Annotated in this window: 26 protein-coding genes; 12 read left to right on the top strand and 14 right to left on the bottom strand. The window is 48.7% G+C overall.

Annotation, left to right across the window (positions count from 1 at the left end; genetic code table 11):
* Window positions 1-226: 226 nt before the first annotated feature.
* The 11 genes from ACO05Z_RS20225 (at window position 227) to ACO05Z_RS20175 (ending at window position 11,476) form a co-directional block, all read left to right on the top strand.
* Window positions 227-1,612 carry a phospholipase D-like domain-containing protein gene (locus ACO05Z_RS20225; protein ID WP_421903997.1) on the top strand — a complete coding sequence of 462 codons (1,386 nt, stop codon included), beginning with the start codon at window positions 227-229 and terminating at the stop codon, window positions 1,610-1,612.
* A gap of 45 nt (window positions 1,613-1,657) precedes the next feature.
* Window positions 1,658-2,584, top strand: a complete 927-nt coding sequence (locus tag ACO05Z_RS20220) for a zinc dependent phospholipase C family protein (RefSeq protein ID WP_421903996.1) — start codon at window positions 1,658-1,660, stop codon at window positions 2,582-2,584.
* A 672-nt stretch (window positions 2,585-3,256) separates the two neighbouring features.
* On the top strand, window positions 3,257-3,508 hold the full coding sequence (locus ACO05Z_RS20215; RefSeq protein WP_421903995.1) for a hypothetical protein: 252 nt from the start codon (window positions 3,257-3,259) through the stop codon (window positions 3,506-3,508).
* A gap of 284 nt (window positions 3,509-3,792) precedes the next feature.
* The gene (locus tag ACO05Z_RS20210) at window positions 3,793-4,428 is read left to right on the top strand and encodes a LysE family translocator (protein ID WP_421903994.1); all 636 of its coding nucleotides are present in this window, start codon (window positions 3,793-3,795) and stop codon (window positions 4,426-4,428) included.
* A gap of 150 nt (window positions 4,429-4,578) precedes the next feature.
* On the top strand, window positions 4,579-5,058 hold the full coding sequence (locus ACO05Z_RS20205) for a hypothetical protein (RefSeq protein WP_421903993.1): 480 nt from the start codon (window positions 4,579-4,581) through the stop codon (window positions 5,056-5,058).
* Between the two features lie 129 nt (window positions 5,059-5,187).
* On the top strand, window positions 5,188-6,156 hold the full coding sequence (gene sppA, locus ACO05Z_RS20200) for a signal peptide peptidase SppA (protein WP_421903992.1): 969 nt from the start codon (window positions 5,188-5,190) through the stop codon (window positions 6,154-6,156).
* Window positions 6,157-6,246: 90 nt separating this feature from the next.
* A complete protein-coding gene (locus ACO05Z_RS20195) occupies window positions 6,247-6,606 on the top strand; it encodes a hypothetical protein (RefSeq protein ID WP_421903991.1) in 360 nt (119 codons plus the stop codon).
* Window positions 6,607-6,647: 41 nt separating this feature from the next.
* Entirely contained in the window at window positions 6,648-7,790 is a 1,143-nt protein-coding gene (locus tag ACO05Z_RS20190; RefSeq protein WP_421903990.1) for an amidohydrolase family protein, read from the top strand.
* Window positions 7,791-7,823: 33 nt separating this feature from the next.
* Window positions 7,824-8,747, top strand: coding sequence for an aspartate carbamoyltransferase catalytic subunit (locus tag ACO05Z_RS20185; RefSeq protein WP_421903989.1), 924 nt, complete (start codon window positions 7,824-7,826; stop codon window positions 8,745-8,747).
* A gap of 12 nt (window positions 8,748-8,759) precedes the next feature.
* The gene (locus ACO05Z_RS20180; RefSeq protein ID WP_421903988.1) at window positions 8,760-10,031 is read left to right on the top strand and encodes a dihydroorotase; all 1,272 of its coding nucleotides are present in this window, start codon (window positions 8,760-8,762) and stop codon (window positions 10,029-10,031) included.
* Between the two features lie 119 nt (window positions 10,032-10,150).
* Window positions 10,151-11,476, top strand: a complete 1,326-nt coding sequence (locus tag ACO05Z_RS20175) for an HD domain-containing protein (protein WP_421903987.1) — start codon at window positions 10,151-10,153, stop codon at window positions 11,474-11,476.
* A gap of 57 nt (window positions 11,477-11,533) precedes the next feature.
* Here the strand turns inward: ACO05Z_RS20175 and ACO05Z_RS20170 are convergent, their stop codons facing one another.
* From ACO05Z_RS20170 to ACO05Z_RS20115, 12 genes are all read right to left on the bottom strand, one after another.
* The gene (locus ACO05Z_RS20170) at window positions 11,534-12,043 is read right to left on the bottom strand and encodes a hypothetical protein (protein ID WP_421903986.1); all 510 of its coding nucleotides are present in this window, start codon (window positions 12,041-12,043) and stop codon (window positions 11,534-11,536) included.
* Between the two features lie 59 nt (window positions 12,044-12,102).
* Window positions 12,103-13,440 carry an ATP-dependent 6-phosphofructokinase gene (locus ACO05Z_RS20165; RefSeq protein ID WP_421903985.1) on the bottom strand — a complete coding sequence of 446 codons (1,338 nt, stop codon included), beginning with the start codon at window positions 13,438-13,440 and terminating at the stop codon, window positions 12,103-12,105.
* A 46-nt stretch (window positions 13,441-13,486) separates the two neighbouring features.
* A complete protein-coding gene (locus tag ACO05Z_RS20160; RefSeq protein WP_421903984.1) occupies window positions 13,487-14,860 on the bottom strand; it encodes a WD40 repeat domain-containing protein in 1,374 nt (457 codons plus the stop codon).
* On the bottom strand, window positions 14,857-15,255 hold the full coding sequence (locus ACO05Z_RS20155) for a DnaJ family domain-containing protein (protein ID WP_421903983.1): 399 nt from the start codon (window positions 15,253-15,255) through the stop codon (window positions 14,857-14,859). Before ACO05Z_RS20155 ends, ACO05Z_RS20160 begins: the two co-directional genes overlap by 4 nt.
* Window positions 15,255-15,881, bottom strand: coding sequence for an ABC-type transport auxiliary lipoprotein family protein (locus ACO05Z_RS20150; protein ID WP_421903982.1), 627 nt, complete (start codon window positions 15,879-15,881; stop codon window positions 15,255-15,257). Before ACO05Z_RS20150 ends, ACO05Z_RS20155 begins: the two co-directional genes overlap by 1 nt.
* Window positions 15,874-16,836 carry an MlaD family protein gene (locus ACO05Z_RS20145; protein WP_421903981.1) on the bottom strand — a complete coding sequence of 321 codons (963 nt, stop codon included), beginning with the start codon at window positions 16,834-16,836 and terminating at the stop codon, window positions 15,874-15,876. The genes ACO05Z_RS20150 and ACO05Z_RS20145 overlap by 8 nt, the downstream gene beginning before the upstream one ends.
* A 14-nt stretch (window positions 16,837-16,850) precedes the next feature.
* Window positions 16,851-17,654 carry an ABC transporter ATP-binding protein gene (locus tag ACO05Z_RS20140; protein WP_421903980.1) on the bottom strand — a complete coding sequence of 268 codons (804 nt, stop codon included), beginning with the start codon at window positions 17,652-17,654 and terminating at the stop codon, window positions 16,851-16,853.
* 6 nt (window positions 17,655-17,660) lie between these two features.
* Entirely contained in the window at window positions 17,661-18,410 is a 750-nt protein-coding gene (locus ACO05Z_RS20135; RefSeq protein ID WP_421903979.1) for an MlaE family ABC transporter permease, read from the bottom strand.
* Between the two features lie 40 nt (window positions 18,411-18,450).
* A complete protein-coding gene (locus ACO05Z_RS20130) occupies window positions 18,451-18,759 on the bottom strand; it encodes an STAS domain-containing protein (RefSeq protein ID WP_421903978.1) in 309 nt (102 codons plus the stop codon).
* A 31-nt stretch (window positions 18,760-18,790) separates the two neighbouring features.
* Complete coding sequence (locus ACO05Z_RS20125) at window positions 18,791-20,050, bottom strand: SpoIIE family protein phosphatase (protein WP_421903977.1); 1,260 nt, start codon at window positions 20,048-20,050, stop codon at window positions 18,791-18,793.
* An 85-nt stretch (window positions 20,051-20,135) separates the two neighbouring features.
* Entirely contained in the window at window positions 20,136-21,146 is a 1,011-nt protein-coding gene (rfaE1, locus tag ACO05Z_RS20120; protein WP_421903976.1) for a D-glycero-beta-D-manno-heptose-7-phosphate kinase, read from the bottom strand.
* A 14-nt stretch (window positions 21,147-21,160) separates the two neighbouring features.
* Complete coding sequence (locus ACO05Z_RS20115; protein WP_421903975.1) at window positions 21,161-22,087, bottom strand: ParB/RepB/Spo0J family partition protein; 927 nt, start codon at window positions 22,085-22,087, stop codon at window positions 21,161-21,163.
* A 120-nt stretch (window positions 22,088-22,207) separates the two neighbouring features.
* Between ACO05Z_RS20115 and ACO05Z_RS20110 the strand changes: the two genes are divergently transcribed.
* Entirely contained in the window at window positions 22,208-22,633 is a 426-nt protein-coding gene (locus ACO05Z_RS20110) for a hypothetical protein (RefSeq protein ID WP_421903974.1), read from the top strand.
* Between the two features lie 59 nt (window positions 22,634-22,692).
* Here ACO05Z_RS20110 and ACO05Z_RS20105 read toward each other — a convergent pair whose 3' ends face one another.
* Together ACO05Z_RS20105 and ACO05Z_RS20100 are read right to left on the bottom strand one after the other, a co-directional pair.
* Window positions 22,693-23,463, bottom strand: coding sequence for a ParA family protein (locus ACO05Z_RS20105; protein WP_421903973.1), 771 nt, complete (start codon window positions 23,461-23,463; stop codon window positions 22,693-22,695).
* Window positions 23,464-23,751: 288 nt separating this feature from the next.
* Window positions 23,752-24,759 (bottom strand): NAD-dependent epimerase, encoded by a 1,008-nt coding sequence (locus ACO05Z_RS20100; RefSeq protein WP_421903972.1) that lies wholly within the window; start codon window positions 24,757-24,759, stop codon window positions 23,752-23,754.

Here is a 24,759-nt window from a genome sequence, read left to right as displayed (position 1 = left end):
ACACATATAATCATATATTAGATCAGTATAAAGAACAATACACCAAGGATTTATCTTTAAGGATACCAAAAAGAAAGCATTAATGACACAAACATTTGCACATCCGGAAACGACTCATATTCCGGCCCCGTTTAATTGTTTACCTTGCAATTGAAATACTGCTAAGTTGTTATCAGACTTGATCAAGACTCGGTAATAAATGACTAAACCATCTTCAGGAACTGACATGGAATGGAATCTCTTATTTGGTCACCTCGCGGTGGTAGGCGGTTTTCTGCTGGCAGCAATTCTGGTTATGTCCATCCTGCGCAAGCAGCGCACCTCTTCGGCAGCCTTTGCATGGCTGCTGGCAATTTTCTTTGTACCCTACGTAGGTGTTCCCTTTTACCTCATTTTCGGAGGCCGTAAGCTCAAACGGGACGCCCACACCAAAGAAGACATCCACCTTGAAGTACAGGAAACCGTTCCCGCTGAAGAAGCCGACCCCATCGACGCCATGCTGCGTGAATACGGAATTCCCGGTGCAACCAGCGGTAACAAGGTCCGACTCTGCCCCACGGGTATCGACATCTACAATGAACTGGTCAAGCTCATTGAAAATGCTGAGCACCAAATCCTGATCACAACCTTCATCCTCTCCCGTGACGAGGTAGGCAAGGACATTGTGGAGCGGCTCGCTAACAAGGCAGCTTCAGGAGTCACCGTCCGCCTGCTGCTGGATGATATCGGCTCCATGTTCACCACCCGCCGATTCCTGAGAAAACTTATCGATAATGGAGGCAAGGTTGCTTATTTTATGCCCCTTTTCCGGGCACCGTTCCACGGCAACAGCAACCTTCGTAACCACCGCAAGATAGCCATAGCCGACCAGAAAATTGTGCTGGCCGGCGGAACAAATATTGCCAACGAATACATCGGCCCCAAGCCGTGTGAAGATCGCTGGACCGACCTTTCATTTGTATTGCAAGGTCCGGCTGTTCGCCACTACATCGAAGTTTTCCAATCAGACTGGCTCTTTGCCCATGGGGAAAAAGTAAATATCATTCCGCCCTGCACCAAAGGCTCGGCAATCAGCGGAGATGGGGTCATGCAGGTTGTACCGTCCGGACCTGACGTACCGCGTGACCCGGTACACGATGCCCTGCTTACTGCGGCCTTCACTGCTGAAAAACGGCTTTGGATCGTTACCCCCTACTATGTACCCGATGAAGCACTGGCGCAGGCCCTGCGTCTGGCGACCTTGCGAGGGGTGGATGTCCGGGTAGTAGTCCCGGCAAGATCAAACCATAAACTGGCCGACCTTGCCCGGGGAACCCATCTTCGCGATCTGGAGCAATGCGGCGGTAGAATAGTTAAATACCCGCATATGGTTCATGCCAAAGTAATCGTAGTAGACGAACGGCTGGCGGTTGTAGGATCGGCAAACATGGACATGCGCAGTTTGTTTCTCAATTATGAAATAGTCATGTTTGCCTATTCCGAAGCTGATGTTAAGCCTGTTAGTGACTGGGTTCAGGGGCTTATCGACGTCAGTAGCGAAGGAACTGTTCCGGTGGGAATGATCCGCGATACCGTTGAAGGTGCTGCAAGGTTAGTCGCCCCGTTGCTTTAAGCGGAACTCATTGACCTCCCCCGAAGCGAAGCTTATTTTATAGGTATGGGAAAACTGACTCTGATTTTATTCTTTACTGTTCTGCTGGTCTTGGGCTTTGCCGCCAGTTGCTTTGCCTGGGGACCGGGTGTGCATATGGCCATCGGCAATGCGGTACTTTCCAATACCGTAATCCTTTCCGACGGTGTGGCTAAACTGTTGCTCTCCAACTCAGCCTTATTCCTTTACGGCTGCTTAAGTGCGGACATATTCATCGGCAAAGGAAGCAAGGCCAAACGGCTGCACAGCCACAACTGGCAGACCGGGTTCAACCTGCTCAATGAATCCAATGATAAACACCTGAAAGCATATTCCCTTGGTTACCTTTCCCATCTGGCGGCCGATATCATCGCCCACAACTATTATGTACCCAACCTCATGCAGCAGGCCCGTTCCGGCGGCAGGCTGAGCCATGTCTACATAGAAATGCTGGCAGATGATCAGGTTGACTGGTCAGCGCAGGAAGCAGCCCGCCTATTCCGCAAAGCCAATCAGGATGCGGACTTCAATCTGCGCAAACATATGGATGCCAAAAAATACAGCTTCCTGTTCAAGAAAAAGGTCTTTCACCAGACCATAGGACTTCTGGAATACAAGGCTGTGAGCAAATCCCTGAAAATTTCAAAAAAGGTAGTCCCGGCTTTCCGCCAAGCTTACCTGCGCTCAATCATCGACTACTCATATAGGGTTGTGGTGGACATGCTCAATTCTCCAGAGAATGCCGTGGCCCTGAATTTTGATCCCATCGGCGCAGACAACATTGCCCTTGCTAAAGGAGAAAACAACTGGAAAAACGCCCTCAAGCGCAATGTCCCTTTCACCCCACGTTTTGAAGTGGATAAACAGATCACCGGACTGCCCAAAGTTGCCGGGGTTGGGGATATGTTTAAGACAAATACGGGCCTTATTGATAGTTCAGCTTTTGATTTTTAAAAATCATTTACCCACCCCGCCAAAATCACCTGAATTTTATTCAGCAAAACATCATTCAACACACCAAATAATCGCCGTTTTATTTAAAAACATGAATTTAGTTCACATGTTTTTGCTTTCTCTTCTAACAAAAGCAGCTTTTATGTATATCTAATGTATTTTTTTTAATATTGATATTGTATGAACCTCTACAACATAAACAACACATCACTACTACATTAACACTTGTATCACATCATCAAAATGAACAGTACAGGATAATAGATTCCCCTTTATCCCGACCATTTGTTTTCTTGTCCGCAATTTTACAAAATTGATATTTTTTTAATTATTTTAAAAATTATCTCCAATATTTCAATTATATAATGATTCAATCTTGATCCCAATATTGTAAAAGCGTGTACCCACAAGACACGCTTGAGAAATTTTTCACCAACGTATTGATTTCAAAATCAACGCTGTCTGAATCCCGACACAGTCCCTTCCAGAGCTTGTCTAAACAAACATAAGACACTGATTTTTATTAACTATGACACCCAGAAACATAGTGAACATTATTTGCTATGTATTTCTAAGTTTTGCATTGCCAGCTGTTGACTTGCAGTGGACTCGGGCATAGGTGGGAATTGTGAACAACGCAAATTGAACCAATTTTTTTTGGAGGAATATAATATGTACGCAATAGGAACCATCAAGGCTTGGGCAGCTACCCGCGCAGCACGCAACGGCGGCGCAGTAAACCACAGCTTACACGCAGTGCTGACCATTGCGACCCTCGGTCTCTGGCTTCCCGTCTGGACCGTGGCTGCAATCCGCGAAACCAACCGTGCAAAAATGAGAAGCTCTCTCGTGGACCTGCGCCACATCGAGCGTCTTGAAATCTCCCCCGAATACCGCAGACAGCTCGCACGCATGTCCCGCTAATATTCGGATTTTCATCTTTTACTGCTTTATAAGATAAAGCGGTGCCATATTTAAAACCCGGTCACTTGTGATCTATTGCAAGCGGACCGGGTTTTGCGTAATTGAAATTCACCCTCAATTACCTTGACCTAATCTATCGGTTGAAATATCGTCAACCGACATATCCGCCGTTTCGCCTGAAATGGCAGTCCTGTTTCCCGCGCCAAAAACAGAACCTTGATTATTGCAGCACGCACTCTTTGTGCTGTGCTTTTTCTGCATTCTCAACTCAACGAGGTTCAATCATGTTTGAATACGATCTTGCCCACTGGACAACCTTTCTATTAGCCGCCCTGCTGCTCAACATCGCACCCGGTCCGGACATGGCTTATATACTCAGCCATACCGTTACCGGAGGTAGAAAAGCCGGATTCGCGGCCATGTTCGGAATCTGGTCCGGAGCGTTTCTCTATGTAATTCTGACTGCTTTGGGGCTTGCCGCCATTATTGCCGCATCAGCCACCGCTTTTTCCATCGTAAAATGGGTCGGGGTAGGCTATCTTTTCTGGCTGGCCATAGGTGCTTTCAGCTCCAAAGGCAGCCCGCTGGATATCAGCAAAAACTCTAATCAATTAGCCCCTTCCGCCATATTCAAGCAAGGCATGTTTATCCACCTGCTCAATCCTAAGGTTGCGACATTCTTTATCGCCTTCCTGCCGCAATTCGTAGTTGAAGGTGCCGGACCGGTCTGGGCCCAGCTCATGCTTCACGGCACACTGATCATCGTTACCGCAGCATTTGTGGAACCGCCGCTAATCTATGCGGGAGACCGCATCACCGGAAAATTACGTGAAAGCCAGAAGCTGCAAAGATGGCTGGACCGTGCATTAGGGTCGGTATTTGTAGTCTTTGGGGTTAAGCTGGCGATGTATGAGAGATAATCAGCATTAATAAATGCACAAAAACGTCCGGCACTAATTAGTGCCGGACGTTTTTTATATGCAAAAATCGATTAATTATTACTTCCTTTTGCTGCTAATCAAGAACTTTGATATTAATAGGAATCATCTCAAACATGAGGTAATTACTCGATGAATAACAATCAACAACTCCCCGCAACTACGATAATTAATGAAACACTAAAGATTATTTGTGAGTGCTTCACCGGAGCATCTCAAAATGGCGCCTTTCTGGAACCTGGCCCCACTGGCCTACTCGATCTTTTGCGATCTCTTTCATCAGAAAATGCATCCACTCCTGCTGCCGGAACATCTGTGGCAACCCATGCTCTGCATGTAGAGTTCGCCCTTAACGCTTTCATAGAATGGATAAACGGAGAGCGTGACATTGAATATGATTGGAATAAAAGTTGGGCTAAATCTGAAGTGACTGAAAAGGAATGGCAGGAACTAATACAGAAATTGGATGAGGGATTTAAGCAACTGAAAGAAGCCATTACCCATAAATCAGCTTATGATCAAAAAGCCGCATGGGGTGCAGCCGGAGTTCTCGCTCACACAGCCTACCACCTTGGTGCAATTCAAGTTAAAGTCGATGTGTTGCGAGAATAATATTTTGAACAATACATTTTTTCATTTCAAATCCACAAAGACAAAATAAAGTTAAATAAAGGGTGCTCAACGCACCCTTTATTTAAACATCCCCATCTGCTACTTTCCGGGTAACCAAAGGAGTTACCCATGAAAAAAATATTTCTGACCATATTCATTCTTGCATCAATCGCTCTTTGCGGCTGCCAGCCACGGATGAACCTGTTCCCGGACGGAACTGATCCCCTGCTTGAAAAAAAATTGCAGGGCGAAGGAGAAGACAAGGTTCTTGTAATCTCCATTGACGGCACCATATCCGATGAAGGCAAGCGCGGACTGCTGGGCAGTTCCCCCAGTCTGGTGCAGGAAGTTTCCTCACGGCTTAAACTTGCTACCGAGGACGAAGACATCAAAGCACTGGTGATCAAAGTAAATTCTCCCGGCGGCTCAGTCACCGCCAGCGATATCCTTTACAATGAAATCCTGCGCTTCAAAAAAGAGACCGGAGCTAAGGTTGTTGTTAATATGATGGATGTAGCGGCTTCCGGAGGCTATTACGTCAGCCTTCCAGCAGACCACATCATGGCCCATCCGACCACTCTGACCGGGTCCATCGGTGTTATCTTTATCCGCCCCAAAGTAGACGGACTCATGGATAAAATAGGTGTCTCCGTGGAGGTCTCCAAATCTGGACGCAACAAGGATATGGGCTTCCCCTTCAAGCCGGACACCCCGGAACAGAAGAAAATCATCGACGATATTATCAAAGATTACGCAGACCGCTTTCAGGGATTGGTCAAGAAACACCGCTCCATCTCTGATGATCAGTTGAAAACCATCTTTACTGCACAGGTGTTCAGCGCACAGGGAGCCAAGAAAGCAGGACTGGTAGACAGCCTCGGCTACCTTCCTGATGCGGTGAAAGAGGCCTGCAAACTGGCCGGAATTGACGAAAATTCACGGGTAATAACATACAAGCGCAAGAGCTATCCCAACGACACCCTTTATAACTCTGCATCATCTCAGGCTTTATCTCCGGCCCTGATCAACATTGATGCCGGAAACCTCATTCCGCCCAAAGCCGGATTCCATTACCTCTGGCTCCCGGCTTCGGAATGATTATAGTCGCACTGCTTTGCATTCCAGAAAAAAACATGTATGAACTGCCCGTTTGACCTGATGACAGCAACCTCTTAAACGGAGAACCAAATGAAAAAGAACAGCCTGATCCTTACATTCATCCTGCTTTTTTCTCTCGCTGTTTTCAGCGCATGCACTCAGGAAACCCAGAACCGCATCGGTCGTTCTATCCAGAACTGGACCGGGGTAAACGGTGTTCTTGAAATCTATTCCGGCGGCAAGCTGATTAAAAGATTTGTAAAAATCGACAAGCTTTCCACTGCCGCAGGCACCAAGGAGCGAGTACAACGCCCTTACCGATTCGGTTACGGCGTTCTTGATGCCAACCTGAATGGCAAAGCAGACCCCGGTGAAAACAAGGTCTATTTTGAATTCAGCGACTACGCTACCAATTACGTCTTCTTTGAAGACCCCAAAGCTAAAAAATAACTATTCCTGCCGGGCCATAATGGTCCGGCATTTTTTTGCCCATGAACAAATGCATAAGAGCGGCTAGAGCCGTAACAATGGCCCACGGTGAAAATTCGACTATAGAAGATTTCGCCCTCATCCACAACGGAGACCGGATTCTGGAAACAGGAACATGGTCTGCGCTTAAAGATGATTTTTCAGGTGAAGTTGAAGACCTTGGCGATGTGACCATCGTCCCTGGCCTGATCAACGCGCACGTCCACCTTGAACTTTCCCACCTGAAAGGCAGGACCGTGCAGGAGCAGGGATTCACCAACTGGATCAAATCCCTGCTTTCCAATCCCCTCTATGACCTTGAAACGGAAGCTGTTCGCGACGCAGTGCAACAAATGCGTGCAGACGGCACCGCTTTTTGCGTGGACATTTCCACCCGCAATTGCGCACAGGTTGCTGGGATTATGGATGAGCTGTCCATGGGGTTTTATGCCTGCTGCGAGGCCATCGGGACGCAAAATCCTAAAGAAGGAGCCAAATTCTTCCCGCAAAAAGAATTCACCTACGGTCGCGCTGCCGGGTCCGGGCATTCTCTCTATTCCACCGGGGCTGAACTTATACAGGCAGTAAAGAAAGCTAACGACGAAGCCGGACTGCCCTACCCCATCCACCTTGCAGAAAACGCGGAAGAAGATGAAATCGTAGCCTCCGGCACTGGTGAATTTGCCGAAATGCTCAAAGGAGCCGGATTGCTGGCCGACTGCGGTAACAAGGGATTACGCCCAGTTGAATACGCCGACTTCCTCGGTCTGCTTGATGAATCTACCCTTGCGGTTCATTGTGTTCGGGTTGATGAAAATGACATCAACACCCTTGCTGAACGCAGGGTCAATGTCTGCCTTTGCCCCCGCTCCAATACATACATCGGTGAAGGCCGTGCACCGTGGGAAAAGATCCTGAAATCTGGTATAAACACCTGTCTGGGTACGGACAGTATCGCTTCCAACTATGACTTATCCATGTGGAACGAGCTGGAATACCTGCTTAAAAACATTGAAATTTCCTTATCCTCGGCTGAAGCGCTGGCCATTGTGACCACAAACAGCGCCAAGGCCCTGAAGATAGATGACTCATACGGATCTTTGGAAAAGGGTAAACGGGCCGTTTACGCAACGGTTCCCGCCCATCTTAAAGATCTTTTGTTTTAATATTTTTTCGCACCACAACCGAGAGGAAATCCTATGGAATGGCGACATAAGGACTTGCTGGACGTAAGCCAGCTTAGCAAAGAGGAAGTGCAGCACGTTTTTGAAACTGCTACCTACTTTCAGGAAATCAACTCCCGTCCGGTAAAAAAGGTACCGACTTTAAAAGGCCATAGTGTGGTCCTTTTTTTTGCCGAAGCGAGCACCAGAACCAAGACCTCCTTTGACATGGCCGGGAAACGTCTTTCCTGCGACACCTTCTCCCTTGCCAAAAGCGGGAGCAGCCTGACCAAAGGCGAAACTCTGAAGGATACTGCCCTGACCCTGCAGGCCATGAATCCAGACGGCATTGTCATCCGACATTGGGCCAGCGGTGCCGCACAATTTCTGGCCGAGCGCCTCGATTGCAGCATCATCAACGCAGGTGACGGCCGCCACGCCCACCCTACTCAGGCCCTGCTGGACGGCTTCACCCTCTATCAGGAATGGGGTTCCCTTGAAGGCAAAACTATACTCATCCTTGGCGACATTGCTCACAGCCGTGTAGCCCGTTCCAACCTGATCCTGATGAACAAAATGGGCGCCAAGATCCGCTTCTGCGGTCCGCGGACCCTGCTGCCGCCTTCCATCAAAAAATGGGATGCCGAGGTCTACACCGACATCAACGAAGCATGCAAAGGCGTGGATGCCATCATGTGCCTGCGCCTCCAGCTGGAACGCCAGCAGGACGGCCTGCTGCCTGACCTCCGCGAATACTCCAATTACTTCGGTCTGGGACACAAGCAGATCGAACTGGCCAAGCCGGAAGTAAAGATCATGCACCCCGGCCCCATGAACCGTGGGGTTGAAATCAACTCCGAGCTTGCCGACTGCGAAGCCAGCCTCGTGCTTGATCAGGTCGCATCCGGCGTCGCCACACGCATGGCTCTGCTCTTCCTCTACCTCACCCGTAAAAAATAAGGAGAATTAAACATGACTCATCCTGAACTTGTCATCCGCAAGGCAGTATGGAAAGGCGAAGAAGTCGATCTCCTTGTTGCTGACGGTAAAATTTTAGATGTAATCCCCTCTTCCGATACCATGTACGAGGGTGCGGAAGTTGTAGCAGCTAAAGGGTTGCTGCTCATGCCTTCCATGACCGATGTCCATGTCCATCTGCGTGAACCGGGTTTTGAATACAAGGAAGACATCGCTTCCGGTCTGAAAGCTGCCGTGCACGGCGGTTTTTCCAATATCATGTGCATGGCGAATACCGATCCGGTCAACGATAACGCTGTTGTTACCGATGAAATGCTGCGTAAAGCCAAAGCCGCTTTTCCTGAAGGCGGACCGCGTCTCTTTCCCATCGGTGCTCTGACCAAAGGGCTGGAAGGCAAAGAACTTACTCCCATGCATGAGATGGCTGAGGCCGGATGTGCAGCTTTTTCCAATGACGGTCTTCCAGTCAAAAGCAGTGAGCTTTTCCGCAGGGCTATGGAATATGCTTCCGACACCGGAAAGCCCATCATCGACCATTGCGAAGATCCCTACCTTGCACCTGCTGCCGGGGTGAATGAAGGTGAAGTTTCATCCGTGCTCGGCCTTGCCGGACAGCCTGATGTTGCCGAGGCATCACAGGTGGCCCGGGACCTGCTCATGGCTGAATATCTTGATTTGCACATTCATCTGGCCCATATCTCCTGCCGTAAATCCGTGGACCTCATTGCCTGGGCCAAAAAACGCGGAGTCAACGTCACCGCTGAAACCTGCCCCCACTACCTGCTGCTCACCGAAGATGCCCTGCACGGCTACAGCTCGGACACCAAGGTTAACCCGCCCCTGCGCACTGCAGATGATGTGGAAGCCCTGCTGGCAGGCATCAAAGACGGAACCATCGATATGTTTGCCACCGACCATGCGCCTCACGCGGCCCATGAAAAGGAAGTGGAATTCATGCACGCGCCCTGCGGTATCTCAGGCTTGGATTCCGCCCTTGCCCTGACCTGGTCGCTGGTAGCCTCTGGAAAAATCACCTTTGATGATTTCATCCGCATGTGGACCACCGCCCCCTGCGAGACTTTCGACCTGCCCTTGAACAGCTTCAAGGAAGGTGATCCCGCTGACTTTTTCCTCTTTGATCCCAGCGAGGAATGGGTGCTGGATTCCAGCACAATGCACTCCAAAGGTAAAAACACTCCTTTCCGCGGACAAACCTTGAAAGGACGGGTTATAAGCCATTTCCTTAGTGGCAAAAAAATAGTATGACCTCTTTAACAGACAGTGAATAAGTCTGTTGTGCAAAGGTAAAAACTAATAATTTTATATAGTTGATCTGCATCTGCTGCTAAGACAACAGACGGTTTATTTTTGATAAGGAGATTTTAATGAGCGAACCTTTCAAGGACGCGGTGGGGATTTGTAAAACCATCATGCGTAACGGCTATGATGCTTACATTATTAATGAAAGACTTCAGAAGCTGACCATCGAAGATAAAGGCGAAGAAATTGAACTGGATATTTCCACCGAGCTTGATTTCAAAAGGCTGGCCAAGCTTTTTCCCAACGTTCAGACAACAGAACAGCAAGGTGTCACTGCAGTACTGAAAGAAGGTGGCAACACCTTTTATTTCTACACTTCTGAAACCAGCAACTCTTCGCATCCTGAAGAATGCGTATCCCGCATGACTCCAAGGCTGCTCAAGGCTCTGGAAAAACAGCACCAGATCCCCATGTCCGCTGCCTGCCCTTACATCCCCAAGGCGCAGGACCCCTATGAAGGATTCGCTGAACTCAGCAGCGGTGAAGTCCGCCTTCTGGGTATCCCGGACCAGACCCTCAAAAAAGATTACCTCATGGGTATCAGGGCGTTGCGTTTTGCAGCGAACTACAACCTGCCCATTGAAACCAATACTAAAATCGCGATTATCCGCTCCTGCAAGCGTATTCTCGATTACGTGCCCGTGCCTGAAATCATGGACGAATGGCGCAAGGTCGAAGCTGAAAACATGTACGTTTTCGTTTCCCTGCTCTTTGAAACCATGCTCCTGCACGGCCTGATTCCCGAACTTGCCGCTCTCTCCCGCCTGACTCAGGTTAAGAACAGCAAGACCGGTGAGACTGAAGACGTTTTCACCCACACCCTCGACGTCATGCGCCTCTACCCCGAAGAACTTCCTTATGACTGGTTCGGCGTGGTAGCCTGCATGTTCCACGATGTGGGTAAACTTTACACCGCAGAAGAAGTGGACGGACGCTGGCAGTTCCTGCAGCACCACCGCGTTGGCGCAAAAGTGACCAGAAAAATCCTGACCCGCCTCAACTTCCCTCAAGAAGATGTGGACCTGATCTGCGATCTGGTACGCAACCACATGCGTTTTCACTTCATGCTCACTGACAAGGGTATCCGCAAGTTCAAGGCTCTGGATGAATATCCCCGTCTCATCGAGATGGTTCGCGCTGACATCAAAGCCCGCGATACCACCTACAAGGAATTCAACCACAACATCAAAATGCTTGAGCGTGCTGATATCCCCGAAGAAGCACTTGATCCCTTCCTTAACGGTAACGAGATCATGCAGCACACCGGACTCAAACCCGGTCCCGGTGTCGGTATCATCCGCGAATCACTGCTCAAGGCCCAGATTGCCGGTGACGTAACAAACATGGAAGAAGCCATTGAGTACGTTATTGATCAGGCTAAGAACGCCTAAAGCTTAGCTTCTACAATTAATGAAAGCCTCTGGAATAATATGTTCCAGAGGCTTTCATTAACACGAATCAATTCTCTTACAGACGAAGTCATCATCTGAATAGCCGTCTATCCACGACCATGCGGCAAACAATCCCCACAAAAGGCTAAACAATGTATTTAGTTCATCCTCTACCCCATAGCGATACCGATTCAAATTTTCATATACATTCTTAAAAAAAATTAACTCCTTGTCTTCGTCAAAATCTAACTTAACCAAAGCAAATTCGATTTCTTTTAAGAAGTAACTAATCTCTATTGCAAGTTGCTCCCTACGAGAGCTATCCCCATAAAAAGAACCAAAAACAACATCCCATCTCGACCGAGAGCTATCAAATGGCTCCTTAAAGAACACTCTGAAAGTTTTAACATCTAGTAATTTTTTTACATTATCAGGGTCACATCCATACACACTTAACTCTGAGTCTGAATTTAAAAACTGATTAATACATTCAGATTTAAATCCATAAGATTTATCCTTAAGAAGATTTAACAGAACAAGACTGCGTTTTCTTTCTGGAACATACACAATAAAAAATCCGACCTGATTACTCAGGTCGGATCAAATTTAATAACTTAAAAAGTGAACTATACTTCACAAATATCCTTCTCCATGTCATTGCGCAGATGTCCCTGACCGGTGGATTCAAGGACGGCACGCCAATAGTCGGACTTGATGTTCAACTTCTTGCGCTTGATGGTTACCAGATTCAGCGGCAGATGCACGTAGCGGGCCTGCAAGCGGCTGACAACCATTCCGGTCTTCCCGGCCATGGCCGCGTGGACCGCATGCTGACCCAAGAAACCGCAATAAACGCAGTCGTTGGCATTAGCCGGAACAGAACGGATTATGTAACTGGGATCGATAAATTTAAGGGTAATGTCCTTGCCCACATCCTTGAAGTAGTCCTTGATACGGCGGATGATCAGGGTGCAGACATCGCAGAGCACCGGGTTACCGGATGCATCCTTTTCCCCGGTGTATTCGCATTGTTCCTGACCGGCTCCCTCAGCGCAGACAATAACTGCATGCTGGCGTTCATCCAGACGCTTTTCAAGGGAACGGAGCAAACCGTACTCCCCGTCAAATTCAAAGGGGTGCTCGGGAACGAGCACAAAGTTCACATCCTTGAGTGCCAAGGTGGCCTGAGCGGCAATAAAGCCGGACTCACGGCCCATAAGCTTAACCAGCCCAATACCGTTGACCACACCCACGGATTCAACATGTGCGGACTGAATAGCTTCGGTGGCCTTATCTACAGCAGTGTCGAAGCCGAAGGACTTGGTGACAAAGCTGATGTCATTATCAATGGTCTTGGGAACACCGATAACGGAAATCCTGATCTTCCTTTTCTCAATCTCTTCCACAATCTTCTGGGCAGCCCGCATGGTACCGTCACCGCCGATCATGAACAGCACTGAAATATTCATCCGTTCAAGGGCATCAACTACCTCTTCCGGGTCCTGCGGACCACGGGAAGAACCAAGGATGGTTCCGCCGAACTGATGAATATTTGCTACTGTATCGGCTGTAAGTTCTACAACATCATGTCCATACTTGGGGATAAATCCCTGCAAACCGAACTTGATACCCAGCACGGACGGAACTTTATACAGGTAGTGAGCCTCAAGAACGATGGAACGGATAACATCGTTCAAGCCGGGACAAAGGCCACCGCAGGTCACCACTGCACATTTGGTCTTTGAAGGATCGAAATAGGTAAAAGCCCTTGGTCCGGCTTTTTCGAATTCCTGATAAACATCATTGCCGGCAGATGAATCCATCTCCTCTTCTGCAAGGTTGACCAAGGTCCGTTCCTTATCTTCGATAAAGACACACCGCTTAAGCGGAGAAGGTATCTTGGCCTTGCCCAGTACCGGAATTTCAGTATCTATCTGCTCTGCTTTGTTAGCTTTTTTAACCATTTCAAACCTCCTGCGGACCTAATGGACCGCCAGTAGAGAATAGCAGTTATCTTACTTCACCTTCAACAAGGGGTACCCACATGACCGGCTTATCAGCCAACATAGATTCACGTACGGGCAATTCCATGGGATGGGGATTCAAATTCTTCGGAGCCCCGACATTTTCCCACCAAAGATAAAACCCCTTATCCTCAATATGCCTGCCGTAAAGACGCATTGTTCCTTTCTGGCAGACTATATCATAGAGACGAAATTGCTTTCCACCTATCGTATATACGCCTTTGCTCGGTGAAATCAATTTCCAGTCTTCAGCGACAGATCCGGTAATTTCCTTACCATCCAATACACTATAGTAACGGGTTTCGCGGTCGAGGTCACGAACCCTGAGTAACTTTTCAGTGGCAGAATAGGAAACAATGAACATGGGCATGCCCAGATGCTCAGTAATTTTCCAGCGGTCCACACCTGTGGAATAAACCAACCCGCCGTTGCGTTTATATATCCAGGCCGGTTCCTGTTGCAGGGCTTCAGATTTCTTGACTGTTGCCCTTTTACTCAGGTCCCAGAAGACCTCGCTGCCGTTATCACGGGTCAAGCAGACCACATATCCGGCCATGCGGGCGTCTACAAAGGGCCCTCCGGGGACTTCATCAGAATCCATACGGGTCTGCGTCTTCATCCCCTGCTTGATGATCCTGCCGGAAGCTTCCACAGCTACCAGAACACCCTGCCCCGGTGTGTAGCCGAGGTAAAGCGGGGTTCCTTCGAGAACCGATATTTCCTGAAGCGGTCCGGAAACAGGACCGCAAAGCAAGGTATTGAAACTATCGATGACTCCGAGCCATTCCCCGGTACGGGCAAGGGCCATCATCCTGACCGGACCGTGCTTAATAGGGATCTCACCCGGTATTCTTGAACACTCATCAAGATCAAAAACATAAATCTGGTCACCGTCACGGCCTGTGGCCGCAAGGGTCGGGCTGCCGGGGCCGTACCCGGTCTGCAGGGCACCGCCACCACCGGGCAAACGAACTTTACGGCATTGATGCTTGCTCCAGATCCGTACTGTGCCGTCATAAAGAGCAGCGGCCAGTCCTTCTTCATTCCCGGCATAGGAGGAAACTCCCCCGGCGATGATCGGCATGGCCTTTTCCCTTTTTACAGAAATATAAAGCTTATCTTCAATCCCTTCAAAAGGCGGTTCGTACAGTTTGGTCGCGCTAACATATTTTTTACTCAGCAACTGGGAAACATAGCTTTTCAGGGATCTTGTGGTCCCCTTCCGCAACTGGGAGGGCACCTCAATATATGACTGCCCCACTCTTTCTTTGGACGCCGCATTTCCCTGCATGGGCATTCCGGCTGTAACAAACAATAAAGCCAGACCGGTAAGCCCGACTTTGAAATTTTTAGAAATCATCCCTCGTTTTCCTTGGTTATCCTGCTCTGTAGGGTGATGCGCTCAACTATGCTTTTGTAATATTCATCTTCCTCGTCAATGGCTATTTCCTTTCCACGCATATTCTTGATGCGTTCAAAAAGCAGATTTACCTTCTGCATCTGAGTATAGCGTTCCTTTTCATCTTCCATATATTCAAGCAAATCAAGCGCAGAATGAATATCTTTTCTAAGCTGCATCTCTGGTGGCAGATAGCCGCCATTTTTCAAAGCCTTATACGCCATACGCAGTTCAGGGGGAACCATGGAGTCATCTTCCAGCTCAAGGGGCTTGCCTTTGCCGGGAAGATCCTCAAATTCTCCTTTGCGCTCAGCTTCCTTAATCCGTGATTCGGCTATGGCCGCAATAAAATACATTAACGCCCCGCGGTCCGGGAGAGCATCTCCCCTCCCAGTCCATCAATCCAGAGAATGGTGTTCTTCATGAGCCCGTCAACAGCCTCCTGCGCAGCCTGAGCAATGGCTTCACCGCGCATGGACTTAACCGGGGCTTCAGCCTCTACCAGCTTTCTGGCCAGCAGATTCTTGCTGCTTCCGTCCCAGAGTGAATAACGCACCGCGACCTTAAAAGCATCCCCCCCGCGACGCTGAATCTCAAATGAGGTAATCACTCCTGAAAGGACAAGGTCTTTTTCAATTCCCGGACGATACGGGCTAATAACTTCGTAACTGTTCATACAATTCAGCGCAGGTCCGGCCACAAGGTCGAAAATTTCCGCCGGAGTTCCTTCCCAGCTCCAACGGTAATCAGGCTTCATGACCTGCCCTTTAGCGACGATCACAGTCTCGCGATCCAACGCTGGCAGACTGCTGAATCTTTTCAGGGCCAGACGGGGCATATCCGGGTTCACCCTCTCACATTCACCGATAGAGCGGTAACCGTCGACCCGCAGATAGGATGATTCCACTGATTTTCCGCCTATACACCCAGTACAGGATAGTGCAAAAATCAAAATTGCGATGGGTAAAAATCTACTACTCATTTTCAGCCCCCTGCGGAGGATTTAAAACCTGCCACGGACGTTCACGCAGTGACCGGGCCAAGCGGTTCATTTCCCGGGAAAGACGGTTGATGTTCATTAAAATTATTTCCAGTTCTTCCTGATCGTACTCAACATTACGCCGCAAGTCCGCGGTCAACCCCTCGATACCGTCCACCGCGCGCGTTACATCATTGCCGACACCGCCAAGGGTGTCACTCATATCGCCCTGCAGGGTAGCGATCGCTGTTTCGACTTTCTGCAGGGTATCGATAAGCTCATTGGTCAGTACGGTAATATTTTTGGAACCGTTATTCATGGCCCCGGCACCGGCTCCGGCCAACTTTTTCCATTCATTACGGAAAGTGACCAGTGTTGCATTGGTTTCAGCAAGCACCTCAGGAGCCATTTTCAGACTTTTTCCGATGTTGGACATATTCTCAGGGGAAAAAAGCATCTCAAAGGCATTTACGGCCTTTTCCAGCTGAGGGGTAAGCGCGGCGACCGAGCGGCCCATTTCAGCAGCCACTTCGTTCATACTCATTTTCACTGTCGAAGGGATTGAGTCGCCTTCAGACAACTTACTTCCGGCATCCCCGCGCAACTCCAAAAGGATATAGTTATCACCAACCAACCCCTTCTGGGTAACCATGGCCGTAGTACCACGGTAGAGAGGGAAATCACGATCCACATTGATGATCACGGAAATGCGTCCGGGGTTTTCAGCGTCTACGTTGATTGTGTCCACCTTGCCCACGCTTAAGCCGGCATACTTGACCGGACGTCCGGGAGTCAGGTCTTTCACATTGCGGAAAAGAATTTTGTACTGCGAATAGTCGGAAAAGAAATCATGCCCGCCCAAAAACACAATGAACAAGCCGAGGACTGTCAGTCCGGCAAGAACAGCCAAAGCAGCTTTGATCATATCGGCAGCCGAGCTGCGCGGATTGAGAACCATCACATATCTCCTAATCAGAACCTGCTGCGGAACTTAACAGCCCTTTCCATGCTGGGATCAAGATCCGTGGGTCTACGTTCCAGAAAGTCTATTATATATTCATCATCGGACTGCTTCAGCCCTTCAATATCACCCTGATATAAACAGCGCCCCTTATGCAGAACCACCACGTGATCGGCAATGTTGAAGAGGCTGTCCAGATCATGGGTCACCACAACAGTGGTCACATGGAAAGTTTCCTTGAGCTTGAGGATCAGCTGATCAAGGTCTGCGGCAGTAATGGGGTCCAACCCCGAGGACGGTTCATCGCAAAGCAATGTGGTGGGGTCCATGACCATGGCCCTTGCCAGCCCTGCCCTCTTACGCATGCCGCCGGAAAGCTGGCTGGGGAAGAAATGCATAAAATCCCCCAAGCCGACCATGCGCAATTTCATCTGCACAACTTCCTCAATAATGGTATCCGGAAGCTCAGTATGCTCCTGCAAGGGCAGGGCAACATTCTCACCAAGAGTCAGCGAACCGAGCATGGCACCATCCTGAAAAAGCACGCCCATACGAGTACGTATCTGCTTGTATTCCCGCTCATCCTCCAGAGCGGTCAGGTTCGTATCCCCCAAAAATATTTCTCCGGATACCGGAGTGTTCAAACCGAGAATATGACGCAGCAAGGTCGACTTGCCGCACCCGGAACCACCTAGGATCACGCTGATCTTTCCGGCAGGCAGTACAGCATTCAGGTCCTCCATGAGCACTTTACCCGGATAACCAAGGCTGAGCTTCTTCAGCGTTATGTCCTGTGCAACCCTTGATAATTTCATGATCTGCTACCTGAAAATAAAGTTAAGTGCTGTAAAGAACAGGTCCAGCAAGATTATCATAAATATGGAGATAACGACAGAATTGGTTGTCTTGCGCCCTACATCAGCTGCCCCTTCACGGGCAAGGAACCCCTGCCAGCAACCGATAATAGTAATAGCCACGGCAAACCCCCCGGCCTTGACCAATCCGGCCAGCACGTCGCGTAATTTGAGAAATTCTACGGAATTATTGAAGTAAGTGACTTCATTAATGCCAAGGGCAATGGCGGAAAAGGCCCCACCGGAAAAGATACCCACAAAATCGGCCCAAACAGTCAGGCAGGGCACCATGATCAGCATGGCAATCATCTTGGGGACGACAAGGAATCGGACTGGTTCTATGCCCATAACTTCAAGGGCATCTATTTCCTCGGAAATCTGCATGGTAGCGATTTCTGCGGTAAAGGCGGCTCCGGAACGGCCGGTAACAATGATGGCGGTGAGCAAAGGACCCAGCTCACGAATAATGGTCACGCCCACGAGGTTGGCCACATAACTGATGGCGCCGACCTTTTCCAATTGCTGGGCGGACTGTAAGGCGAGAATGATGCCTGTACAGGCGGCGATAACACTGACGATGGGGATGGAATCCGCCCCGACAGAGGCAAGATCACGAAGGAGTCTTTTGCGGTAAAATGATTTTTTATTTCCGGGCGAAAGGCGCAGGCTGCCAAGGAGTCTGGAAACCATCCATGCAAGAACCTGCAATCCATTCATCCTGAACAACTCCCTTTCCTGCCATGCCGGAACAGCTTAATTAGTCCATTCCGAACAAGGACTTTACCTGCGTAAGGTTTAAGAGCCTGTCCACCTGATCCGTAACGGCAATGATCTTCACTGTACGGCTGTCCTTGTCCAGTATTCTGCGCAGCTCAATCAATGAAGCCAAACCGGAACTGTCCAGATACTCCAGCTCGGAAAGGTCGACCCGTACCTCACCGGAAGTCTGTTCAACAAAGTCATGCATTTTTTTCCGGAGATCAGGGGTCCCGGTAAAATCAACTTCACCGCTGATTTTGATCAGGACTTCCTCCACTGAGGATTCCATTTTCCAGACTGTACCCATAAAAATCTCCTTGCTACCCAATCAGGCAACATTAAGCCCGATATATTTCAACAACGGTCGTGTCATCATTGGGGGGAGTCTCCCCTCTCCAGTCAGCAACAGCCTTAAGAAGTTTCTCCCCGGCTCTGGGCGTTCCCCCCTGCCTGAGAATTTTTTCCATACGCTCTTCTCCGAAAAATTCACCATCACCGGCCCTGGCTTCATCAACCCCGTCTGTAACGATGATCAAGGATTCTCCTTTATCAAGCACAAATTCGCTGGTCCCGAAATCCCCTTCATCGAGAATACCCACCGGCAAGCCAAAAGGCCTTTCAAGAGACTCAGCTTTACCGTCAGCCACCAGTAAGGGAGCAGGATGCCCTGCCAAAGCAAATTCACATTTTCCACTTTCCGGAAAGTACCGCAAAAGAACCATGGTCGCGAAGACTTCACCGTTCATGAATTCATAGGCACCGGCATTGACCGCCTTGAGCATTTCACCGGGAGTCCTTTCAACCAGCGCTTCGGCCCTGATTCTGGTCCACAGGGCGGACATGATTAATGCCGCAGGCAACCCCTTACCGGAAACGTCAGCCACATAAATATACCAGCTTCCGTCGGAATTGGGTATAAAATCGTACAAATCCCCACCAACAAATTGGGCTGGAATGGAACTGCCCCAAATGAGATTTTCGCCTTTCAATTCCGGCTGGCGGGGATTGAACTGTTTCTGAATACGGGCTGCGGCCTCCAGCTGTGTTTCGAACTTTTGTTGATTCAACCGCTGCAACATGAGTTCGGAGCGGACAAGGGCAACCCCGGCCAAATGACCGAAGCTTTCGAGAAGCTCCTCGTCTTCTTTGCCAAAACATTCCTTATCGATTGAATTAAGGACCTGCACAACCCCCAGGAGCTTACCCTGATGAATAATGGGGGTGCAGAGAATACATTTGGTAACAAAACCGGTTTTTTTGTCCGCTACCTTGGAGAAGCGGTCATCATTCTGGGCATCAAATACATTCAGGGCTTCCCGATGATCAGCTACCCATCCGGCAATGCCCTGCCCCATGGGCAATTCAAATCCGGTTTTGAGATTCTTCATGGCCTTATCACCGAGTACATCATTCATGGCCCAAGCGAATTCAAGGACATTCTTTTTTTCATTGTAAAGCATGATCGAGGAAGCTTCAGCACCGGTCACATCCTGAGCCAGCCTTAGCAATTGAGGCAGCAGATCAACCAATGACTCTATACTGGCCAAAACCTCATTGGCCTGAATCAACTTCTTTAGCCTGTTAACCTGTGTATTCAAAACTCCTCCCCGAAACATCCTTTTATAATTTAATTCAGACAAAGCAGTATACACTACTTTGCCTTATTTTTAAATTATACAAATCCTATTCGTTCCAGACATTCACTTCCGGCTTGGGCCAATTGCGCACAGCTTCAGCCAGTTCATCAACGGAAGCAGTGGCCGCACCAACCTGCCCAACAACGATCCCGGCAGCATAGTTCGCCAGTACCGCAGAAGTAAGAGGATCAAAACCTGCGGCAAGACCGAGTCCGAGAGTCGCGATAACTGTATCACCGGCACCGGTTACATCAAAAACCTTGCGAGCGAATGTGGGTACATGCTTGACCACATCCCTTGATTCAAAAAGAGCCATACCGTCACCGCCGAGGGTGATCAACAGATGGGTTGGATCGATACGGTCAAAAAGCCTGCGTCCTGCTTCCAGAACATCTTCTCTGGTTTTGACCTGCATATTGGCCCCCTCCCCGGCTTCCTTGGAGTTGGGGGTAAGCATGCTGACAGACTGGTAGCGATCGTAGTTAACAGTCTTAGGATCGACCAGAATATGCGGCTTGTGACTCTTTTCTTCCAGAAGTTTCCAGAAACGCTCAAAGAAGGAATCCGAAAGCAGCCCCTTTCCATAATCAGAAAGGATAACCACCTTGTAATCACAAATTTCCCGCTCAAGAAATTCAAAAAGCTGATCCATAAGCGAATCGGCAAAATCAACAGTTTTTTCCCGGTCAACACGGACCATCTGCTGATTATGGGCCATGACCCGTGTCTTCTTGGTTGTCGGGCGATCATCAGCTTCATACAGGGAATAGGGAATATTGGACTCGTAGCAAAGCTTCTCAAAAACCCGCCCTTCGCCGTCATGGCCGACAAATCCGGTCAAATGAGGTTCTCCGCCGAGAGCCGCTATATTGCGGGCCACGTTTCCGGCCCCGCCAAGCAGATACTTTTCTTCGGTAACCTGCACCACTGGAACCGGGGCTTCAGGCGAGATGCGTTCAACTGAGCCAATCACATAATGATCAAGCATCACGTCCCCGATGATGAGCACCTTACGGTCTTTTAATTCCGGGAGAATGCTTAAAATTTTATTATCCATTCCTTTCTTTTCCTTTAAGAACGAAGTTCGAGGATAGCCACCAGACGCTCAAGCTCTTCTTCATTAGCGTAGCTGATGGTCATTTTACCTTTTTTGGGGGAACCGCTGAAACTGATTTTAGTCTCAAGGGCGGACTCAAGACGGCCCTTGATGCGCTCAAGGTTTTCATCAACCTTTTTGGGTTCCTTGTTCTTGCTTCTTTTTGATTTAGGCTTGGCAACAACTTCACCTTCGGGAAGCTCTCCATGTTCCTTGAAATATGTCGCCGCACCTTCACACTGACGCACAGACATACCGCTGCTCATCAGTCTGTCGAAGAGTTCATCACGGGCATCATCATCAGCCACAGCCATGAGTGCCCGTCCATGACCGGCAGAGATTTTACCATCTCCGATGGCGTTTTGGACAGGCTCGGAAAGGGTCAACAGGCGCATTGAGTTGGAAAGAGCTGAACGGCTTTTGCCCACCTGACCGGAGAGCTGCTCCTGACTGAGTCCGAACTTGGTGATCAATTCCTGATAACCTTTGGCCTCTTCAATGGGGTTCAGATCTTCACGCTGCAGGTTTTCGATCAGGGCAATGGCCATGCTCTCAAGATCGGTCATCTCCTTAACCAAAGCAGGAATCTCTCCTAGTCCGGCCAGCTTGGATGCCCGCAGACGGCGCTCACCTGCAACCAACTCGAAACGATCTTTGCGGCCAGCGATAGGACGGACCAGAATAGGCTGCAGGACGCCTTTTGCGCGAATGGATTCGGAGAGATCCTTGAGCGCTTCAGGAGAAAACTCCTTACGCGGCTGGTTCGGGTTGGCAATAACCATATCAATATCAATCTTCCGCGCATCTATTGAAACTTCGGAAGTTGAGTTTTCATCTACGCCCTTGCCGCCTCCGAGAAGGGCATCCAGTCCCCTTCCTAAACCGCCAGTGACACCTGCCATGGATTTTCTCCTTATGTTTTCAGCTCCGCCATGCAGAGCCTGATAATATTTCCTTTGACTTGATCGAAACCGTGATTATTGTATCCCGAACTCATCAATAACAATGACGTCGGAGGCTACATGTCTAAACACGATGATAATCTCACCGAACTTTTTGATAAAAACGGCAACCTGATTGGTGCCCTGCTCACCGCGGATCTCTGGGCAAAAGTCAAACCAATGATCAAAGACCTACTCCCTAAAGAAGCACCGGCGGAACGCCCGGAGCCCATCGGTGAATGGGAAACTTTGAAAGAGTATTGGGACTTCCCCTACCCTGTGGATACCGATGTACACTGTGAACTCTGCGGTAGTAGAACCGAGGACTGGGAAAAAGATGATCCCCGCAAGTTCAGGCTCATGTCCTGTAACCTCGGCGGACTTGTTTCATTTAAGTGCACCCAGTGCCAAGCACGCATTGTCAAAAAACATTTCAAAGATGAAATTACCGTTGAATGTACGCCTTACGTTGAAGAAAAAGATACGAATTTTGAAGCTCGCTATTAATCTTTCTTTTCACCATACGCACAATTCAAGGCCGACAGCAATGTCGGCCTTTTTTTATTCTATTCTTCTTTGTGACGCTTAACCACTTCCTGCGCCAGACTTAAGTAGGCCATGGCTCCATTTGATTTTGCATCATAGGATATTGCAGGTTTTCCGAAACTCGGAGCCTCAGAAAGACGCACATTTCGCGGAACAATGGTTTCAAAAAGACTGTCCGGAAAAGCCTTACGCACTTCATTTTTAACCTGACGGGCAAGCCTGTTGCGCTTGTCGTACATGGTCAGAACCACACCCAATACGGAAAGATCCGGGTTTAACCTCTTCTTAACCAGCTCAAAAGTCATCAGCAGCTGAGCCACACCTTCAAGTGCGTAGTACTCTGTCTGCAACGGAACCAAGAGCTCCTTTGCAGCACAAAGAGCGTTTACGGTCAGAAGCCCAAGCGATGGCGGGCAGTCGAAAATGATATAATCGTACTCATCATCGACTGTCTCCACGAGGTCTTTTAGATAATATTCGCGCCCCATCTTATCGATGAGTTCAATCTCAGCCCCGACCAGATCCTGACTTGCGGGCATGAGTGAAAGATAGGGAATGTCTGTCTGATATATAGCGTCCGTTGCCCTCTCTGGCTCAAAAAGCACAGAGTAAACGTTTTCTCTGGAGTCACCGGGATAAAAGCCGAGTCCGCTTGATCCGTTCCCCTGCGGGTCACAATCAATAAGCAGGACTTTCTTTTCCATCACAGCAAGGGAAGCGGAAAGATTGATAGAGGTAGTGGTTTTACCTACTCCACCCTTCTGGTTGGCTACAACAATTCTCTTTGCCACTTGAAACCACCTTGTTAATGAGATTTCAATTTTTCATGTTTCACGTGAAACATCTCAACCAAGTTGACACAAAAACAACAGAGCCAAAGCTAGTCTGAAAAAAACTTTAAATCAAGAAAAGGGGAGGAAAAAATGGATAGTTAAAACCGGAATATCAGCTGATTGTTGCCGCCAAAAAATGAATTAATAAAATATTTCAGCAAACTAAAAAAAATACAATTTAATTGATCATCACAAAAAAAGGCCGCTTAAAAAGCGGCCTTAATAAATTCGATATGGGTCGAGAAACTATACGTTGTAGTAACCTCTGTACCATTCAACAAACTTGGCAATTCCTTCTTCAACAGTTGTCTCAGGCTTGAAATCAACATCACGGACAAGGTCGTCCACGTTTGCATAAGTAGAAGGAACATCACCTGCCTGCAAAGGCATCATGTTCTTTTCAGCCTTTTTGCCAATACATTCTTCAAGAACTTCGATGTAACGCATCAGCTCGGTGGGCTGGTTGTTACCTATATTGTAGATACGGAAAGGTGCGGGACTTGTTCCCGGATCAGGAGCATCGCCATTCCAATCTGGGTTGGGGGTAGCGGTGTTCTTCATAACCCTGATCACACCTTCAACGATGTCATCAATGTAGGTGAAATCGCGAAGCATTTTACCGTGGTTGAAAACATTGATCGGCTTATCTTCAAAGATAGCCTTGGTGAAAAGGAAAAGAGCCATATCAGGTCTGCCCCAAGGACCGTATACAGTAAAGAAACGAAGTCCGGTGGTGGGGAGATTGTAAAGGTGGCTGTAGGAATGAGCCATCAGCTCGTTAGACTTCTTAGTAGCCGCATACATGCTGATAGGATGGTCAACATTATCATGCACGCTAAAAGGCATGTTTGTGTTCAGACCGTAAACGGAGCTGGAAGAAGCATATACGAGATGCTCAACACCGTTATGGCGACAACCTTCAAGGATGTTCATGTATCCAACTACGTTGGAATCAATGTAAGCCTGAGGGTTGATCAGGGAGTAACGAACACCAGCCTGAGCTGCGAGGTTAACCACGTGGGTAAACTTCTCTTTTGCAAAAAGATTTTCCATGGCTTCACGATCAGCCATATCCATGTAGGCAAAAGTGAATTTTTCATTGTCCTCAATTTGCTTGAGGCGGTTCTTCTTAACATTTACATCATAGTAATCATTAAGAATATCAAGGCCGACAACTTCATGGCCTTCGGCAAGAAGACGTTTGGAAAGGTGAAAGCCGATAAATCCGGCTGCTCCTGTTACAAGGACTTTCAT

The organism is Maridesulfovibrio sp., from assembly GCF_965230075.1.
Taxonomy (GTDB): domain Bacteria; phylum Desulfobacterota; class Desulfovibrionia; order Desulfovibrionales; family Desulfovibrionaceae; genus Maridesulfovibrio.
This window is presented reverse-complemented; position numbering and strand designations above follow the sequence as displayed.

What these genes read in the sequence shown, in the direction of transcription:
- ACO05Z_RS20180 (WP_421903988.1), top strand. Translation starts at nt 8,760, where the DNA reads ATGACTCATCCTGAACTTGTCATCCGCAAGGCAGTATGGAAAGGCGAA.
- ACO05Z_RS20195 (WP_421903991.1), top strand. Translation starts at nt 6,247, where the DNA reads ATGAAAAAGAACAGCCTGATCCTTACATTCATCCTGCTTTTTTCTCTC.
- ACO05Z_RS20205 (WP_421903993.1), top strand. Translation starts at nt 4,579, where the DNA reads ATGAATAACAATCAACAACTCCCCGCAACTACGATAATTAATGAAACA.
- ACO05Z_RS20210 (WP_421903994.1), top strand. Translation starts at nt 3,793, where the DNA reads ATGTTTGAATACGATCTTGCCCACTGGACAACCTTTCTATTAGCCGCC.
- ACO05Z_RS20160 (WP_421903984.1), bottom strand. Translation starts at nt 14,860, where the DNA reads ATGATTTCTAAAAATTTCAAAGTCGGGCTTACCGGTCTGGCTTTATTG.
- ACO05Z_RS20150 (WP_421903982.1), bottom strand. Translation starts at nt 15,881, where the DNA reads ATGAGTAGTAGATTTTTACCCATCGCAATTTTGATTTTTGCACTATCC.
- ACO05Z_RS20215 (WP_421903995.1), top strand. Translation starts at nt 3,257, where the DNA reads ATGTACGCAATAGGAACCATCAAGGCTTGGGCAGCTACCCGCGCAGCA.
- ACO05Z_RS20100 (WP_421903972.1), bottom strand. Translation starts at nt 24,759, where the DNA reads ATGAAAGTCCTTGTAACAGGAGCAGCCGGATTTATCGGCTTTCACCTT.
- ACO05Z_RS20130 (WP_421903978.1), bottom strand. Translation starts at nt 18,759, where the DNA reads ATGGGTACAGTCTGGAAAATGGAATCCTCAGTGGAGGAAGTCCTGATC.
- sppA (WP_421903992.1), top strand. Translation starts at nt 5,188, where the DNA reads ATGAAAAAAATATTTCTGACCATATTCATTCTTGCATCAATCGCTCTT.
- ACO05Z_RS20135 (WP_421903979.1), bottom strand. Translation starts at nt 18,410, where the DNA reads ATGAATGGATTGCAGGTTCTTGCATGGATGGTTTCCAGACTCCTTGGC.
- ACO05Z_RS20115 (WP_421903975.1), bottom strand. Translation starts at nt 22,087, where the DNA reads ATGGCAGGTGTCACTGGCGGTTTAGGAAGGGGACTGGATGCCCTTCTC.
- ACO05Z_RS20165 (WP_421903985.1), bottom strand. Translation starts at nt 13,440, where the DNA reads ATGGTTAAAAAAGCTAACAAAGCAGAGCAGATAGATACTGAAATTCCG.
- ACO05Z_RS20155 (WP_421903983.1), bottom strand. Translation starts at nt 15,255, where the DNA reads ATGTATTTTATTGCGGCCATAGCCGAATCACGGATTAAGGAAGCTGAG.
- ACO05Z_RS20145 (WP_421903981.1), bottom strand. Translation starts at nt 16,836, where the DNA reads ATGGTTCTCAATCCGCGCAGCTCGGCTGCCGATATGATCAAAGCTGCT.
- ACO05Z_RS20220 (WP_421903996.1), top strand. Translation starts at nt 1,658, where the DNA reads ATGGGAAAACTGACTCTGATTTTATTCTTTACTGTTCTGCTGGTCTTG.
- ACO05Z_RS20185 (WP_421903989.1), top strand. Translation starts at nt 7,824, where the DNA reads ATGGAATGGCGACATAAGGACTTGCTGGACGTAAGCCAGCTTAGCAAA.
- rfaE1 (WP_421903976.1), bottom strand. Translation starts at nt 21,146, where the DNA reads ATGGATAATAAAATTTTAAGCATTCTCCCGGAATTAAAAGACCGTAAG.
- ACO05Z_RS20190 (WP_421903990.1), top strand. Translation starts at nt 6,648, where the DNA reads ATGAACAAATGCATAAGAGCGGCTAGAGCCGTAACAATGGCCCACGGT.
- ACO05Z_RS20175 (WP_421903987.1), top strand. Translation starts at nt 10,151, where the DNA reads ATGAGCGAACCTTTCAAGGACGCGGTGGGGATTTGTAAAACCATCATG.
- ACO05Z_RS20140 (WP_421903980.1), bottom strand. Translation starts at nt 17,654, where the DNA reads ATGAAATTATCAAGGGTTGCACAGGACATAACGCTGAAGAAGCTCAGC.
- ACO05Z_RS20225 (WP_421903997.1), top strand. Translation starts at nt 227, where the DNA reads ATGGAATGGAATCTCTTATTTGGTCACCTCGCGGTGGTAGGCGGTTTT.
- ACO05Z_RS20110 (WP_421903974.1), top strand. Translation starts at nt 22,208, where the DNA reads ATGTCTAAACACGATGATAATCTCACCGAACTTTTTGATAAAAACGGC.